Raw genomic sequence first — 15,968 nt, forward strand, 5'->3', positions numbered from 1 at the left:
GCAGGGCACTGTTTTTATTCATATTTTGATCACAAACACCGGGCGGAGCGCGTCGATGCGGTCAGATATCTATCTCGACCGCGTCGCCATGCAGCTCCATCAGCTCACGGCGGGCGGCGGCTTCGCCCTTGCCCATGAGCTTGGTGATGAGGCCTTCGGTGGCGGCAAAGTCCATGTCGCCCAGTTGCACGGGCAGCAGGCGGCGGGTGTCGGGGTTGAGCGTGGTTTCCCACAGCTGCTCGGCGTTCATCTCGCCCAGGCCCTTGAAGCGGCTGATCTGGCACTTCTCCTTGGGCACGCCGTCCTTGGCGCATTTGTCGAGGATGGCCGTCAACTCGCCATCGTCCAGCGCATACATCTTGGCGGCGGGCTTCTTGCCGCGCGCGGGTACATCCACGCGGAACAGCGGCGGGCGCGCCACGTAGATGTGTCCGGTCTCGATGAGCTTGGGGAAGTGGCGGAAGAAGAGCGTGAGCAGCAGCACCTGGATGTGCGAGCCATCCACGTCGGCGTCACTCAAGATGCAGACCTTGCCGTAGCGCAGGCCGCTCAAATCCGGCGTGTCGTTGGGGCCGTGCGGGTCCACGCCAATCGCTACCGAAATGTCGTGGATTTCGTTGTTGGCAAACAGGCGGTCGCGCTCGACCTCCCAGGTGTTGAGCACCTTGCCCCGCAGCGGCAGGATGGCCTGGCTTTCCTTGTCGCGGCCCATCTTGGCGCTACCACCGGCCGAGTCGCCCTCGACCAGGAAGACCTCGTTGTGGGCGATGTCCCTGCTTTCGCAATCGGTGAGCTTGCCCGGCAGCACTGCCACGCCCGAGCCCTTGCGCTTTTCGACCTTCTGACCGGCCTTCTGGCGGGTTTGCGCGGCCTTGATGGCCAGCTCGGCGAGCTTTTTACCGTAGTCGACGTGCTGGTTCAGCCACAGCTCCAGCGCAGGGCGCACAAAGCCGCTCACCAGCCGTACCGCGTCGCGCGAGTTCAGGCGTTCCTTGATCTGGCCCTGGAACTGCGGGTCGAGGACCTTGGCTGAGAGCACATAGCTGGCGCGCGCAAACACGTCCTCAGGCAGCAGCTTCACACCCTTGGGCAGCAGGCTGTGCAGTTCGATGAAGCTCTTGACGGCATTGAACAGGCCATCGCGCAGGCCACTTTCATGGGTGCCGCCCGCGCTGGTGGGAATCAGGTTGACGTAGCTCTCGCGCACGGGCTGGCCGTCTTCCGTGAAGGCCACGCACCACGATGCGCCCTCGCCTTCGGCAAAACTTTCGTTGTTGCGGTCGGCAAAACCCTCGCCTTCAAACAGCGGGATCACCGGGTCGCCGTTGAGCGTCTGCATGAGGTAATCGCGCAGGCCGCCCTTGTACTGCCAGGTTTGCGTGTCGCGGGTTTTCTCGTTCACCAGTTGCACGGTCACGCCCGGCATGAGCACGGCTTTGCTGCGCAGCAGGTGGGTGAGTTCGCCCATGGGCAGCGCGCTCGACTCGAAATACTTGGCGTCGGGCCACACGCGCACCGAGGTGCCCTGCTTGCGCTCACCCGCCTCCAGCGGGCGAGCCACCAGGGGCTCGATCACGTCGCCAGCCGAGAACACCAGGCGCGCCGCCTTGCCTTCGCGGTAGCTCGTCGCTTCGAGCCGGGTGGCCAAAGCGTTGGTCACACTCACGCCCACACCGTGCAGGCCGCCCGAAAAGCTGTAGGCGCCGCCCTTGCCCTTGTCGAACTTGCCGCCCGCGTGCAGGCGGGTGAACACCAGTTCGATCACCGGGGCGTTTTCCTCGGGGTGCATGCCAAAGGGGATGCCCCGGCCGTCGTCTTCCACGCTGACCGAGCCATCGGCATGCAGCGTGACCCGGATTTTTTTTCCATAACCGGCGAGTGCTTCATCGGCCGCGTTGTCCAGCACTTCCTGGATGATGTGCAACGGGTTGTCGGTGCGCGTGTACATGCCCGGGCGTTGCTTGACGGGCTCCAGGCCCTTGAGCACGCGGATCGAGCCTTCGGAATATTCGCTGGCAGAGGCAGAAGACGGTTTGGCAGACATAGCGGCGGATTGTAGTGCGGCAACGCATCAATAGCTGGATATAAAACCAGTTAACCCCTGCCCCTGTTGCCGACTGTATTGGTCCCCGGTGTATCAGCACGTTTCACACAATCTGGCTACATTCCTGCGTATGCATATCAATCCTCCGAAACTGTCCATGTTCCAGGTGCTGGCCTGCGGTGCGGCCATCGTGACGCTGTCGATGGGCATCCGCCATGGGTTCGGCCTGTGGCTGCTGCCGATCACCCAGGAGATGGGCTGGACGCGCCAGTCGTTTGCGCTGGCCATCGCCATCCAGAACCTGTCCTGGGGCCTGATCGGCATTTTTGCGGGCATGGTGGCCGACCGGTTCGGCGCCTTCCGCGTACTGATCGGCGGGGCCGTGCTGTACGGCCTGGGCCTGGCAGGGATGGCCCTGTCACCCACGCCCACGCTGTTTGCGCTCACGGCGGGCGTACTCATCGGCGCTGCGCAGGCGGGCACCACCTATGCGGTGATCTACGGGGTGCTGGGGCGGCAGATTGCGCCGGAACGCCGGTCGTGGGCCATGGGTGTGGCGGCTGCGGCAGGGTCCTTTGGCCAGTTTCTCATGGTCCCGGTAGAAGGTTGGCTGATTGCAGGCCTGGGCTGGCAACAGGCGCTGCTGGCACTGTCGCTCATGGTGCTGCTCATTGTGCCGCTGGCCTTTGGCCTGCGCGAGCCGGGGTTCCAGGGCTCAGCGCCCGTCAAACGTGAGCAAACCATCCTGCAGGCGCTGGGCGAGGCCTTCCGCTACCCCAGTTTCAACCTGCTCATGGCGGGCTATTTTGTGTGCGGGTTTCAGGTGGTTTTCATCGGCGTGCACATGCCCAGCTACCTCAAGGACCATGGCCTGTCGCCCCAGGTGGCCAGCTATGCACTGGCTCTGATCGGGCTGTTCAACGTGCTGGGCACGTATGTGGCGGGCACGCTGGGCCAGCGCATGCCCAAGCGGTTCATCCTGGCTTTTATCTACTTTGCGCGGGCCGTCGCCATCAGCGTGTTCTTGCTGGTGCCGCTGTCGCCGCTGTCGGTGTATGTGTTCTCGGCGGTGATGGGCACGCTGTGGTTGTCCACCATTCCGCCCACCAACGCCACCGTGGCGCAGATTTTCGGCGTGCAGCATTTGTCCATGCTGGGCGGTTTTGTGTTTTTCAGCCACCAGATCGGGAGCTTCCTGGGCGTGTGGCTGGGAGGCTATCTGTATGACGCCACCGGCAGCTACGATATCGTCTGGTACATCGCCATCGGGCTCGGAGTGTTTGCGGGCCTGGTGAACCTGCCCGTCAAGGAAAGCCCCATCCAGCGCCATGCGCCGCAACCGGCCTGACATCGCTGCACACAGCATCCCAAGACCACCATGAACCCACCATCTTCCCCATGGTCCACGTCGGCAAAGCCCGCGCTGCGCTGGCTTGGCTGGGCCGTGGCGGTGCTGGCCTGCCTTGCGGTGTTTGGCATGTACACGGTGCCAGACTTCATGGTGATGGTTGCCGACCAGGTCTGGGCATGCTTCTAAGCCGCTGAATTTTTAGTCTTTTTGGCCTCCAGCGCTTATCCAAAAAGCGCCTAAAGCTATCATTAACATAGCAAAATGCACGGTACCGAAGCCCCTTCCGAATGGGTGCAACGTTGGGCTCACCTGATCCCCGGCAGCACCACGGCCCTGGATGTGGCCTGTGGCGCGGGCCGCCATGTGCGATATCTGCACGCCCGGGGCCTGCGCGTGGCGGGTGTGGACCGCTCTGAAGAAGCCCTTGCCGCCTGTGCGGGTCTGGGCGAAATGGTCTGCGCTGACATCGAGTCGGGCCCCTGGCCGTTTGCCGGGCGCGTGTTTGGCGCCGTGGTGGTGACCAACTACCTGTGGCGCCCCTTGCTACCGGTGATTGCAGGCAGCGTGGCGCCCGGTGGTGTGCTTATCTATGAAACCTTCGCGCACGGCAATGAAACCGTGGGGCGCCCCGCGCGGCCCGAGTTTCTGCTGCAACCCGGTGAACTGATCAGGGCTTGCGAGGGTTTGCGGGTGGTGGCCTACGAAGACGGCTTTTTGCCCGAACCCGCCCGATTTGTGCAACGCATCACGGCGGTGCGGGAACTCCCGCCCTCCGGCGCACCCTCACGACATCTTTTACCCGTGTCGGCTAGTTAGAATGCTCTTTTACCGTTTACCCCTGCGGACATGACCTCTTCCTCCGTCCCCCTTACCGGCAGCATCGTCGCCCTCGTCACTCCCATGCACGAGGACGGTAGCGTGGACTACCCGGCACTGCGCAAACTCATCGACTGGCACATCGCCGAAGGCACCGACTGCATCGGCGTGGTGGGCACCACGGGCGAGTCGCCCACGGTCAATGTCGAGGAACACTGCGAAATCATCCGCGTGGCTGTGGAGCAAGCCGCCAAGCGCGTGCCCATCATGGCCGGCTGCGGCGCCAACTCCACCGCCGAAGCGATCGAGCTGGCCAAGTTCGCCCGCGGTGTGGGGGCCGACAGCCAGCTGCAGGTGGTGCCCTACTACAACAAGCCCACGCAAGAGGGCCAGTACCAGCATTTCAAGGCCATTGCCGAAGCGACGGGTGACCTGCCCATCGTGCTGTACAACGTGCCCGGCCGCTCGGTGGCGGACATGCAGCACGACACCGTGCTGCGCCTGGCCCAGGTGCCTGGCGTCATCGGCATCAAGGAAGCCACGGGCAATATCGAGCGCGCGCAATGGCTCATTCGCGATCTGCCGAAGAACTTCGCGGTGTATTCGGGCGACGACCCTACGGCCGTAGCCCTCATGCTCTGCGGCGGCCACGGCAACATCAGCGTCACGGCCAACGTGGCGCCCCGCCTGATGCACGAACTGTGTGTGGCGGCCCTTGCAGGCGATGCGCGGCGCGCCATGGAAATCCAGTTCAAGTTGATGCCCGTGCACAAGCACCTGTTTGTCGAAGCCAACCCCATTCCCGTGAAGTGGGCCATGGCCCGCATGGGCTTGTGTGGCGGCTCCATGCGCCTGCCCATGACGCCGCTGACCAGCGGCAACGAGGCTGTGGTCGAATCCGCGCTGCGCACCAGCGGCCTGATCTAATCCGGGCTGCGCCCGCTCCCCGAGACACTCTCCAAGGATTTCCGCGTGAAAGCTGCTACCACCCGCCTGAGCCTGCTGGCCCTTGCCATGGCCCTGTCCGCCTGCTCCACCAGCCTTCTGGAAGGCGACAAGATCGACTACAAGAGCGCCGCCAAGGGCGCCACGCTCGAAGTGCCTCCAGACCTCACCCAGTTGTCACGGGATTCGCGCTATGCCATCCCCGGCGGCACCGTTTCGGCGGCTGCCATGCAGGCGGGGCTGGCCGCGCAGCCCTCGGGCACGGCCAATGCCGCTGCATTGCAGCTGGGCGATGTCCGCATCGAGCGCGATGGCAACCAGCGCTGGCTCGTGGTCAACCGCCCCGCCGACAAGCTCTGGGAGCCTGTGCGTGACTTCTGGCAGGAAAACGGCTTCAACCTCGAGCAGGCCGATGCCAATGTGGGCATCATGGAAACCGATTGGGCCGAAAACCGTGCCAAGCTGCCGCAGGACATCATCCGCGCCACCCTGGGCAAGCTGCTCGATTCCGTGTACTCCACCGGTGAACGCGACAAGTTCCGCACTCGCCTGGAGCGCAACGCCAATGGCGGCACCGAGATCTACATTTCCCACCGCGGCATGGTGGAGGTCTACACCACCAAGGTGCAGGACACCACCGTCTGGCAGCCCCGCCCCGCCGATGTCGAACTCGAGACCGAATTCCTGCGCCGCCTGATGGTCAAGCTGGGCGTGAGCCAGGAACAGTCCAAGGCCGTTGTGGCTGTGCCCGCATCGCGCGCTCAGGGGGCCCGCATGGCCACCGTCAACAACGTACCCGTGGTACAGCTCGACGAGGGCTTTGACCGCGCCTGGCGCCGATTGGGCCTGGCGCTCGACCGCACCGGTTTCACGGTGGAAGACCGCAACCGCAACGAAGGCACGTACTTCGTCCGCTATGTGGCGCCGAATGCCGACAAGAAGGATCCAGGGTTCTTCGGAAAATTGTTCAACACGACCAGTTCCACACCCCCGCTGAAGTACCGCATCGTGTTGCGCAGCGAGGGCGAGTCGAGCACGGTGTCCGTCCTCAATGAGGCTGGCGCACCCGAATCCTCGGCCAACGCGGAACGCATCGTGCGCGTGATCGCCGACGACCTGAAATAAGCGGCCTGCCCGCCCCCCAGCCAGTAGTCCCAGGGCGCACGCCCCGGGACCCAGACGGCTGCCAAGGCGCGCTTTCATTCGAACCTTCATGCTGCGCTTCAAGAACCTGGGCAGCGGCAGCACAGGCAACGCCACGGTGGTGGAGGGTCGCTGCGGCACGCTGACCCGGCGTCTGCTCATCGATTGCGGATTCGGAATCCGGCAGCTTCAGGCTCGTCTGGCACAGGCACAGTTGCAACCTGACGACCTCGATGGCATCTTCATCACGCACGAACACTCGGACCACATTGGCTGCGCGCAGGCACTGGCCGTGCGCTACCGTGTTCCAGTGTGGATGAGCCAGGGCACCTACTCCGCCTTGGGAGCCCCGGATTTTGATGGCCTTCTTCAGGTTGCGCATGACATGCACGCCATCGACATGGGGGCCTTCAACGCAGTTCCCTTCACGGTGCCACACGACGCCCGCGAACCGCTGCAATTGCGATTTACCGACGGTGCATCCCATCTGGGCTTACTGACCGACCTGGGCCACGCCAGCGATCACGTTCTGGAGCAACTGAAAGGCTGCAATGCGCTCATGATTGAAGCCAACCATGATCCCGCACTGCTCGACGCCTCCAGGTACCCACTGTTCCTCAAACGCCGGGTTGCCGGGCCCTACGAACACCTGGCCAACGAAGCGACCGGCAGCATCCTGCGGGCGGTCCGGCACCCGCGCCTTCAATGCGTGGTGGCAGCTCATCTGAGCGCACGCAACAACACCGCCACACTCGCGCAGCAGGCCTTGGGCCGCGCCCTCGATACCAGCCCCGACGACATCACCGTGGCCAGTCCGACAGCCGGTACACCGTGGCTGACCGTCACGGGCTGAGCAGTTGCAAAGCCCGAATGACCGTCACTCACAGGCTACCGAAAAAACCATCACGCCAAAAAGCAAAAAGCTCCGGCCTTGCGAGCGGAGCTTTTGGGCAAAAGCGGCAGGTCTGGCAACCTGCCACCACTGCACGCCGGGATTACTTGGCTTCGGAAGCGCCAGTTGCTGCGGCTGCGGCTGCGTCGGCAGCGGCCTTGGCAGCGTCAGCAGCAGGAGCTGCTGCGTCAGAGGCGGCTGCAGCTGCGTCCGATGCGGCAGGAGCGGCTTCAGAAGCTGCTGGCTCTGGAGCTGGAGCGGGTGCTTCGACAGGAGCGGGCGCTGGTGCAGGAGCGGGTTCTTCCTTCTTGCCACAGGCGGCGAGTGCAGCAGCAGCGATCAGGGCGGCCAGAACGAGAGAGTTCTTCATTTCGATTTTCCTAGTTGAACAGACAGAATCTTGAAAAGCCACGGCGCAAGGCTTATGGGAAGCCCCGGTACGCTTTGGCACAATGCGCTTGGGTTGCACCTTTTTGGCACAGCCGCCGATTATATTGGTATTTAGTCAATACTGACTAACACTGACGAATCCTTTACGACCGCTTGACTCTGCGCAATACGCCGATTGAGGCTCAAAGCCCCAGGGTTGAAGCAGGAAAGCCAGGCGCGCTCTTGCCACGAACCCACTCGTTGAGTGTCTCGCGCAGCAACACCCTCCGATCGGGTTCATTGCCCGTCACGCCCACACACCGCTCAGGGTCCAGCCGCTGCATCACCCATTGCGGAGACCACAGAGCGCTGGGAATGTCCAGCGGGTCGGCGCCAGGGCTGCGGCGGCAATTGAGGATGTGATCCCATGTGCCCCGCCACCGCACAAAACGGGCATGCCGTCGAATCACGTCGTCATAGCTGCAGGCCAGCATCGTGAACCGCCGACTCCCGTGTGCCCATTCCTGGAGGGCCTCCACCACAGCGCGTTCGCCCAGCGGCCAGTCATGAAAATTCGCATCGCTGATGACGATCTCCTTCCACCGATCGCGTGCGGCCGTGGCAATTGCGTCGCGAACCAGTTGCTGGAACGCCTCCCGCCCACTGAAACGGCCAGAGGGCAAGTCGGGGAGCGGCTGCGGGATAGTGGCAGAAATCTCGGTCATCAGGTGGCTCCTCGGTCTTCACTGGCTAGCCTGCCCAGGCGTGCGCCCAGCCTGCGTCACACCAGTTCGACAACAATTCCAGCGCATCGTCACTGGCCCGTGCAAGCTCCCGCGCCGTCAACTGGCGTTCATCTGCCAAACGGCGCATCAGTGTTGCATCCCGGCCAGCAGCGCGGTAGCTCTCGCCATTGATGAACACGTGGTGCGTGTCATACATCATGCGGCTGCGGCGATCCAGGCGCACGCCTTCCAGCATCACGCCCACATCTCCGGCTTCAAACCATACACTGGGCTTGGGCTCGGTCAGGTATTCACCCAGCGCGCGCTCCAACACCAGCGGCTGCGACAGCGCTCGGGCCAGGGCCTCGCGCGCGAAATCCTGTAACCCCGAAGGAATGGCTGCGGGCTGAAACACTGCTTCCTGTTTTGCGTCGCGGTACAGCAGCGCACCTTCCTGTTCAGAAGCGTCCTCTGCCAACCGCACCAAAAGCTCCTGCGCCAGCTCCTGCCGGGCCGGTGCCCTGAAGCCAATCGAGTACGTCATGCATTCGCCTTCGGCAACGCCGTCGTGGGCGTAGCGGGGCGGCAAATACAGCATGTCACCGGGCTCGAGGACGAACTCCTCTTCTGGTTCGAACTGCGCAAGCACCTTGAGCGGAATGCCGTCGCGCAGCGTGAGGTCCTTCTGGCGTCCAATGCGCCAGCGGCGTCGCCCGTGCGCCTGAAGCAGAAAAACGTCATAGCTGTCGAAATGTGGACCGACGCCGCCGCCGTTGGACGCGTAGCTGATCATGAGATCGTCCAGTCGCGCCTCGGGCACGAACCGGAACTGTTGCATCAACGCATGCACGGCATCGTCATGCAGATCCACGCCCTGCACCAGCAAGGTCCAGTCAGGCTGCTGCAGCGAAGGCAGCGCACGCCGCTGAAAAGGACCATGGCGCAGCTTCCAAGCCCCTTTGGCCAACTGCACCAGACGCGATTCCACGCCCTCCTGGGCGGCCAGCGCAAACAGCTCTGATCGGAGCACCGGAGGCGAAAACTGTGGAATCGCCTGGCGCACCAGCAGCGGCTTTTTCTGCCAATGGCGGCGCATGAACTGCGCGGGGGTCAGGCCGCCGAGCAGGGCGAGGGGTTGCTGGATATCCATGAGAACGAATTGCCCCTTTTCGGAGCCGTTGGTCAAACTGCGACAATTCTCCTATGGAAATTACCGAACACTGTGTAGTCGCGCTGACCTGGATACTCAAGGACACGCTGGGCGAAGAGCTGGACGTCCTCGATGAGCCTGTGGAGTTTCTCGTCGGCGGGGACGACCTTCTGCCACGCATCGAAGAAGCCCTGCAAGGACACGGCCCCGGGGCCACGCTCGCCCTGCATCTGGAGCCGGAAGACGCCTTCGGAGACTTTGATGACCAACTGCTTTTTCTGGAGCCTCGCAATCTCTTTCCCGCAGAGACCGAGGAAGGGATGACTTTTGACGGTGCCGCCCTGCCACAAGGGTGCAATCCCGATGCACCACGCACGGGGCTCTACACCGTCACCGAGATCTATCCCGAGCATGTTGTTCTGGACGGGAATCACCCTCTGGCGGGGATTGCGCTGCGACTTCAGCTGACTGTGCAGGGCGTCAGAGAGGCGACGGAAGAGGAAGTAGGCCGCAAAAGCGCGGGAACAGGCTTCTTCCGGGTGCAACCCCAAGCGCCCGGAAACCACCTGCTGCACTGAAGGCAATTGCTGAAGTCCCGGGATGCCAGGACTTCATTCATGCTTTGTCTTCGACCTTACAGACGCGAAATCTGCCCGTTGTACAGGCGGACGCGGTCGCCAATGCGCAAATCGCCGGGGCTGCTCACGTCATAAACGCGATAGCCCCCCTGATCGAGCTGCACCGACAAGCGGTAACCTTGGGCGTAATCCTGGCTGCTGTTGCGGCCCTCGATGGCATTGCCGGCTACAGCACCACCCACAATGCCCACGCCTGTGGCAGCGGCCCGGCCCGAGCCTTTGCCAATCTGGTTCCCCAACACCCCTCCGACCACCGCGCCGATCACGGCACCTGCACCGGAAGTCTGACCCTGTGACCGGCCTTGCAGTACCTCGATGTTGGAAACGCGGCCGTATTCTGTGCCGGCTGGGCTGTTGGGGTAAGCGGGTGCCGTCTGGTAACCGCCCGAGTAGCCGCCGGAATACGGCGCGGAAGGGGCGGAGCGGTTGTGGCCACATGCCGCCAGAGCGCTCACGAGAACCACAGCGCCAGCAACGGCGAAAGAACGTTTGAATTTCAGCATTTCCAGGCTCCTAAAGTCATGGGGTTACGCACGGCCGACGGAGTGTCTGGCCTTGTTTGCATAGCTTGATTGGAACAACGTTGCAGCCCCCTGGTCCGTAGACGCAGGAGCAACCCATTGGTCAGTAACAAACCCATCGAAAGGTAAGCATCGTCTTACAAAGCAACTGACCAAACCGGGCAAGACGTGGATTCAAGCTTTGCCGGTGGAGCCGTAGCCGCCCTCACCCCGCTTTGTGGCTGCAAATTCCGTGACCACATTGAACTGCGCCTGAACCACGGGAACGATCACCAACTGGGCCAGCCGCTCCATGGGCTCCAGGGTGAACGCAACGCTGCTGCGGTTCCAGGCGCTCACCATCAGCTGACCCTGGTAATCGCTGTCAATCAGGCCGACAAGATTGCCGAGCACGATACCGTGCTTGTGCCCCAGCCCGGAGCGCGGCAGGATCAGCGCCGCGTAGCCCGGGTCCTTGATGTACAACGAGATGCCCGTGGGGACAAGTTGCCATGCATTGGGCTGCAAGGTCAGCGGTGCATCCAGGCAGGCGCGCAGGTCCAGGCCAGCGCTGCCCGGGGTGGCATAGGTGGGCAACTGATCCGCCATGCGCGGATCCAGAATCTTCACATCAATCTTCACGGCAGTTTCTTCTTTCCTGTTGTGCGTTGCTGCGCGACCTGCCGCAGACGCTCCTGCAGCGGCCCCAGTGCTGGTGTGGACGCACCGCTTTCAGATGATAGGGCTCCAGGAGCTGCCTGCATCAACCAGCCAAGCGCCCACCACAGAACCCCCATCACCACCAATCCCGGCAACGAGCCCTGCCCCAGCAAAAAAAGCGCCGCGCCATGCAATGCCAGCAGCACCACCAGCAGCATACGTACAGCACGCAGCACGCCGAACAGTGGCATCAGAACCTGGGCCAGATCGGGCGGAACACCCGGTGCCACAGGGCGGGCGACCCTTGCACCAGGCTGCTTCGGACTAGCCGCAGGCGAGGCATAGGACGACGGTGGGGTCTTCGCTGGTGGCACAGAGGCGGTCAGCTGCTCCACATAGCGCGCAAAATCGCCGTCTGGCGGGGTGTCCCATTCAGGCTTGGTGGAGCCAGTTCTCATACGACCTCCCGTTAGTAGCCGTCACCGTGCCGCAGGCGGCAGGCGTGTCGCAATGTCCTGCACAAGCTGCTGCGCAAGCACCCGCTTGGACGCCCGGGGAAGCTCCCGGTGGCCCTGGGCATCCACCAGCAGCAGGGCGTTGTCATCCTGGCCAAAGGTGGCAGGGCCGATATTGCCCACCAGCAGCGGCACACCTTTGCGCGCACGCTTGGCGGTGGCATGGGCCAGCAGATCATGGCTCTCTGCCGCAAAACCTACACAGAAAAGATCGCCTTCCAGCGCGTAGGGTGACTTCGCGACCGTGGCAAGGATGTCCGGGTTTTCAACAAATTCAAGGCTCGGGGTGTCACCCGAGCCTTCCTTTTTTATCTTTTGAGTCGACTCGCGCGCGGGCCGCCAGTCCGCCACGGCCGCAGTGGCGATGAACACCGATGCCGATTGCACATGCCGCTCCACCGCGGCCAGCATGTCCCGCGCAGACTGCACATTCACGCGGCGCACACCGCGCGGGGTCGGTACATGCACGGGCCCGGCGACCAGCGTGACATCAGCCCCGGCTTCGCGGGCCGCGCGGGCAATGGCAAAGCCCATTTTTCCGCTCGACAGGTTGGTAATGCCACGCACGGGGTCGATTGCCTCAAACGTAGGGCCTGCCGTCACCAGCACCTTGCGCCCGGCCAGAACCTTGGGCGCAAAGAACGCAATCAGCTCCTCCAGCAGTTCCTCGGGCTCCAGCATGCGGCCGTCGCCCGTCTCGCCACAGGCCTGGTCACCGTTGCCTACGCCCAGCACCACCGCACCATCCTGCGCCACCTGGTTCAAGTTGCGCCGGGTGGCGGGGTGTGCCCACATTTCGCGGTTCATGGCGGGGGCCAACAGCAACGGCACTTGCTCTGCGGGGCGGGCCAGACACATCAGGCTGAGCAACTCGTCCGCCCGGCCCTGCACCAGACGCGCAATAAAGTCCGCGCTGCAGGGCGCAATCAGGATGGCATCTGCCTCGCGGCTCAGGTTGATGTGGGGCATGTTGTTGGGCTCGCGGGCGTCCCATTGCGATCCATACACCGTGCGGCCCGACAGCGCCTGCATGGTGACAGGCGTGATGAATTGTTCAGCCGACTCGGTCATCACCACTTGCACGGTGGCGCCCTCCTTGATGAGCTGGCGGCACAGATCGGCTGCCTTGTAGCAAGCCACGCCCCCACTCAGACCCAGAACAATGTGTTTGCCAGCAAGCTCATTCATGGGGCGAATTTAGCAGACGGGGGTACCCTTGCCGCCGGGGGTATTGCCGGGGTGCCATCTATAATCCCAATTTCCCACCACCAGGAGACCTCTCGCGAGAGGCCCCCTTCAGACATGACCAAATTTGTCTTCGTCACCGGCGGTGTGGTGTCTTCCCTCGGTAAGGGAATCGCCTCAGCCTCCCTTGCCGCGATCCTCGAATCGCGGGGCCTCAAAGTCACCCTCATCAAGCTTGACCCCTACATCAACGTAGACCCCGGCACCATGTCGCCGTTTCAGCACGGCGAGGTCTTTGTGACCGACGACGGCGCAGAAACCGATCTCGACCTGGGCCACTACGAGCGTTTCATTGAAACGCGCATGAGGAAGTCCAACAACTTCACCACCGGCAAGATTTACCAGTCGGTGCTGGAGAAAGAGCGCCGTGGCGACTACCTGGGCAAGACCGTTCAGGTCATTCCCCACGTCACCAACGAAATCCAGGAATACATCAAGCGCGGTGCGGGCATCGGCACCGATGACGCGGTGGACGTGGCCATCTGCGAGGTGGGCGGAACCGTGGGCGACATCGAATCGCTGCCGTTCCTCGAAGCCGTGCGCCAGTTGAGCCTCAAGCTGGGCCCCAACAACTCGGCCTTTGTGCACCTCACCTACCTGCCCTGGATTGCCACGGCAGGCGAGCTCAAGACCAAGCCTACCCAGCACACCGTGCAGGAGCTGCGCAAGATCGGCATCCAGCCCGACGCGCTGCTGTGCCGCGCGCAAAAGCCGGTGCCGGAAGAAGAGCGCGAAAAGATTTCGCTGTTCACCAACGTGCCCGAATGGGGCGTGATCAGCATGTGGGACGTGGACACCATCTACAAGGTGCCCCGCATGCTGCACGAGCAAGGCCTCGACGGCCTGATCTGCGACAAGCTGCGCCTGAATACACCGCCCACCAGCCTTAAGCGCTGGGACGAGCTCGTGCACGAAACCGAGCACCCGCAGGGCGAAGTCACCATTGCCATGGTCGGCAAATACGTCGATCTTTCGGACAGCTACAAATCGGTGAACGAAGCGCTGCGCCACGCGGGGATGAAGAACCATGTGCGCGTGAAGATCGAGCACCTGGACTCAGAAACCATCGACAGTGCCAATGCTGCCGACAAGCTCGCCAGGTACGACGCCATTCTGGTGCCCGGCGGCTTCGGCAGCCGCGGTGTGGAAGGCAAGATCTGCACCGCCCAGTTTGCCCGCGAACACAAGGTGCCCTACCTGGGCATCTGCCTGGGCATGCAGGTGGCCACCATTGAATATGCACGCCACGTGGCGGGCCTGGCCAAAGCCAACAGCACCGAGTTCGACCCCACCACGCCCCACCCCGTGATCGCGCTGATCACCGAGTGGAAGGATGCCGACGGCACCATCAAGACGCGCGACGAAAACTCGGACCTCGGCGGCACCATGCGACTGGGCGCACAAAGCTCGGACGTGGCCAAGGACACACTGGCCCACAGCATCTACGGCGACGTGGTGACCGAACGCCACCGCCACCGCTACGAAGCCAACGTGAACTACCTCGACGAGCTGCGCAAGGCGGGCCTGGTGATCTCGGCGCTGACGCAACGCGAAGAACTCACCGAGATCGTGGAATTGCCGCACAGCGTGCACCCCTGGTACATCGGCGTGCAGTTCCACCCCGAGTTCAAGTCCACGCCCTGGAACGGCCACCCGCTGTTCAACGCCTTCATCAAGGCCGCCGTGGAACACCAGCAAGCCACGAAGAAAGCCTGAGGGGAGTCACGATGCAGCTGTGCGGATTCAATGTTGGCCTGGACCAGCGCTTCTTTTTGATCGCAGGCACCTGCTCCATCGAAGGCCTGGAGATGTCGCTGGACGTCGCAGGCCAGCTCAAGGATGCCTGCGCGCCGCTGGGCATTCCGCTGATCTACAAGGGCTCGTTCGACAAGGCCAACCGGTCGTCGGGCACCAGCAAGCGCGGTGTCGGCATCGACGCCGGTTTGAAGATCCTCGATGAAGTGCGTCGCCAGCTGCAGCTGCCCATCCTGACCGATGTACACGACACCTCGCACGTGGCCGAGGTGGCCAGCGTGGTGGACGTTCTGCAAACGCCTGCGTTCCTGTGCCGCCAGACAGATTTCATCCGCGCTGTGGCGCAATCGGGCAAGCCGGTGAACATCAAGAAGGGCCAGTTTCTTGCACCCTGGGACATGAAGAACGTCATCGACAAGGCCCGCGCCGCCGCAGCCGAAGTCGGCCTGTCAGAAGACCGGTTCCTCGCCTGCGAGCGAGGCGTGAGCTTTGGCTACAACAACCTGGTGGCCGACATGACCAGCCTGGCCGAGATGCGCAACTCCGGCGCGCCCGTGGTGTTCGACGTGACCCACTCGGTGCAAAAGCCCGGTGGCCTGGGCGCCGTGAGCGGTGGTGCGCGCGACATGGTGCCGGTGCTTGCGCGCGCCGGCGTGGCCGTGGGCGTGGCGGGCCTGTTCATGGAAACCCACCCCCGCCCCGCCGAAGCCTGGTCGGACGGCCCCAACGCCGTGCCGCTCAAGCACATGAAGGCATTGCTTGAAACGCTGGTGGCGCTGGACGACGTCACCAAGAAAAGTGGATTCCTCGAAAACAACTTTGGAGCCTGAAGACATGAGCAGTGGTTACGTCATCGCATCCGTCACCGTCACCAACCCCACGCAGTACGAGGAGTACCGCAAATGGAGCACCCTGGCCATGCAGGCCCACGGCGCTGAAGTGTGCGTGCGCGGCGGCAAGGTCGAGGTGCTGGAAGGCGACTGGAACCCCGGCCGCACCGTGATTCTCAAGTTTCCGAGCTTTGAAGCCGCCCGCGCTTTCTACGACACGCCCGAGTACCAAAAGGCCAAGGCAGCCCGCGAAGGCGCCGCCATCATGCGCATGGTGTGCGTCGAAGGCGTCTGAGCGCACACACCCGATTCGCTCTTTAATTGATAGCTGCCAGCGCTTATCCATCAAGCGCTGGAGCCCGATTTGATTTGAAACTTCTGCAAAAGGAA

General features: G+C 63.1%; 18 protein-coding genes. 10 read left to right on the top strand and 8 right to left on the bottom strand.

Going from position 1 to position 15,968, the window contains the following annotated elements:
- Nucleotides 1-61: 61 nt before the first annotated feature.
- A complete protein-coding gene (locus AAFF19_RS16200; RefSeq protein ID WP_342720560.1) occupies nt 62-2,044 on the bottom strand; it encodes a DNA topoisomerase IV subunit B in 1,983 nt (660 codons plus the stop codon).
- 130 nt (nt 2,045-2,174) lie between these two features.
- Between AAFF19_RS16200 and AAFF19_RS16205 the strand changes: the two genes are divergently transcribed.
- From AAFF19_RS16205 to AAFF19_RS16230, 6 genes are all read left to right on the top strand, one after another.
- Nucleotides 2,175-3,392 carry an MFS transporter gene (locus AAFF19_RS16205; RefSeq protein ID WP_008906007.1) on the top strand — a complete coding sequence of 406 codons (1,218 nt, stop codon included), beginning with the start codon at nt 2,175-2,177 and terminating at the stop codon, nt 3,390-3,392.
- 30 nt (nt 3,393-3,422) lie between these two features.
- A complete protein-coding gene (locus tag AAFF19_RS16210; protein ID WP_008906008.1) occupies nt 3,423-3,581 on the top strand; it encodes a hypothetical protein in 159 nt (52 codons plus the stop codon).
- Between the two features lie 75 nt (nt 3,582-3,656).
- On the top strand, nt 3,657-4,211 hold the full coding sequence (locus AAFF19_RS16215) for a class I SAM-dependent methyltransferase (RefSeq protein WP_008906009.1): 555 nt from the start codon (nt 3,657-3,659) through the stop codon (nt 4,209-4,211).
- 30 nt (nt 4,212-4,241) lie between these two features.
- Nucleotides 4,242-5,138 carry a 4-hydroxy-tetrahydrodipicolinate synthase gene (gene dapA, locus AAFF19_RS16220; RefSeq protein WP_008906010.1) on the top strand — a complete coding sequence of 299 codons (897 nt, stop codon included), beginning with the start codon at nt 4,242-4,244 and terminating at the stop codon, nt 5,136-5,138.
- A gap of 45 nt (nt 5,139-5,183) precedes the next feature.
- The gene (bamC, locus tag AAFF19_RS16225) at nt 5,184-6,281 is read left to right on the top strand and encodes an outer membrane protein assembly factor BamC (RefSeq protein WP_008906011.1); all 1,098 of its coding nucleotides are present in this window, start codon (nt 5,184-5,186) and stop codon (nt 6,279-6,281) included.
- Nucleotides 6,282-6,369: 88 nt separating this feature from the next.
- A complete protein-coding gene (locus AAFF19_RS16230; protein WP_342720561.1) occupies nt 6,370-7,152 on the top strand; it encodes an MBL fold metallo-hydrolase in 783 nt (260 codons plus the stop codon).
- Between the two features lie 142 nt (nt 7,153-7,294).
- Here the strand turns inward: AAFF19_RS16230 and AAFF19_RS16235 are convergent, their stop codons facing one another.
- The 3 genes from AAFF19_RS16235 to AAFF19_RS16245 all read right to left on the bottom strand — a co-directional run bounded on the left by AAFF19_RS16235 (nt 7,295) and on the right by AAFF19_RS16245 (nt 9,435).
- Complete coding sequence (locus AAFF19_RS16235; protein ID WP_085942599.1) at nt 7,295-7,561, bottom strand: hypothetical protein; 267 nt, start codon at nt 7,559-7,561, stop codon at nt 7,295-7,297.
- A gap of 202 nt (nt 7,562-7,763) precedes the next feature.
- Complete coding sequence (locus AAFF19_RS16240; RefSeq protein WP_342720562.1) at nt 7,764-8,285, bottom strand: hypothetical protein; 522 nt, start codon at nt 8,283-8,285, stop codon at nt 7,764-7,766.
- A gap of 25 nt (nt 8,286-8,310) precedes the next feature.
- Nucleotides 8,311-9,435 (bottom strand): cupin domain-containing protein, encoded by a 1,125-nt coding sequence (locus AAFF19_RS16245; RefSeq protein WP_342720563.1) that lies wholly within the window; start codon nt 9,433-9,435, stop codon nt 8,311-8,313.
- 53 nt (nt 9,436-9,488) lie between these two features.
- Here AAFF19_RS16245 and AAFF19_RS16250 point away from each other — a divergent pair, with 53 nt between their 5' ends.
- Nucleotides 9,489-10,013: a hypothetical protein gene (locus AAFF19_RS16250; protein ID WP_008906016.1), complete on the top strand. Its 525-nt coding sequence runs from the start codon at nt 9,489-9,491 to the stop codon at nt 10,011-10,013.
- Between the two features lie 56 nt (nt 10,014-10,069).
- Here AAFF19_RS16250 and AAFF19_RS16255 read toward each other — a convergent pair whose 3' ends face one another.
- The 4 genes from AAFF19_RS16255 to coaBC form a co-directional block, all read right to left on the bottom strand.
- Nucleotides 10,070-10,576: a glycine zipper 2TM domain-containing protein gene (locus AAFF19_RS16255; RefSeq protein ID WP_182119801.1), complete on the bottom strand. Its 507-nt coding sequence runs from the start codon at nt 10,574-10,576 to the stop codon at nt 10,070-10,072.
- Nucleotides 10,577-10,768: 192 nt separating this feature from the next.
- Nucleotides 10,769-11,215, bottom strand: coding sequence for a dUTP diphosphatase (dut, locus tag AAFF19_RS16260; RefSeq protein WP_182119802.1), 447 nt, complete (start codon nt 11,213-11,215; stop codon nt 10,769-10,771).
- A complete protein-coding gene (locus AAFF19_RS16265; protein WP_050813884.1) occupies nt 11,212-11,484 on the bottom strand; it encodes a hypothetical protein in 273 nt (90 codons plus the stop codon). The genes dut and AAFF19_RS16265 overlap by 4 nt, the downstream gene beginning before the upstream one ends.
- A 228-nt stretch (nt 11,485-11,712) precedes the next feature.
- Nucleotides 11,713-12,936 (bottom strand): bifunctional phosphopantothenoylcysteine decarboxylase/phosphopantothenate--cysteine ligase CoaBC, encoded by a 1,224-nt coding sequence (gene coaBC, locus AAFF19_RS16270; RefSeq protein ID WP_182119803.1) that lies wholly within the window; start codon nt 12,934-12,936, stop codon nt 11,713-11,715.
- A 114-nt stretch (nt 12,937-13,050) separates the two neighbouring features.
- Between coaBC and AAFF19_RS16275 the strand changes: the two genes are divergently transcribed.
- The 3 genes from AAFF19_RS16275 to AAFF19_RS16285 are packed head-to-tail and all read left to right on the top strand — an operon-like array spanning nt 13,051 to nt 15,873.
- Nucleotides 13,051-14,709 carry a CTP synthase gene (locus AAFF19_RS16275; protein WP_008906021.1) on the top strand — a complete coding sequence of 553 codons (1,659 nt, stop codon included), beginning with the start codon at nt 13,051-13,053 and terminating at the stop codon, nt 14,707-14,709.
- Nucleotides 14,710-14,720: 11 nt separating this feature from the next.
- A complete protein-coding gene (kdsA, locus tag AAFF19_RS16280; protein WP_008906022.1) occupies nt 14,721-15,578 on the top strand; it encodes a 3-deoxy-8-phosphooctulonate synthase in 858 nt (285 codons plus the stop codon).
- Nucleotides 15,579-15,582: 4 nt separating this feature from the next.
- Nucleotides 15,583-15,873 (top strand): DUF1330 domain-containing protein, encoded by a 291-nt coding sequence (locus AAFF19_RS16285; RefSeq protein WP_005795233.1) that lies wholly within the window; start codon nt 15,583-15,585, stop codon nt 15,871-15,873.
- The last annotated feature ends 95 nt before the right edge of the window (nt 15,874-15,968 follow it).

The organism is Acidovorax sp. FHTAMBA (assembly GCF_038958875.1).
Classification (GTDB): domain Bacteria; phylum Pseudomonadota; class Gammaproteobacteria; order Burkholderiales; family Burkholderiaceae_C; genus Acidovorax.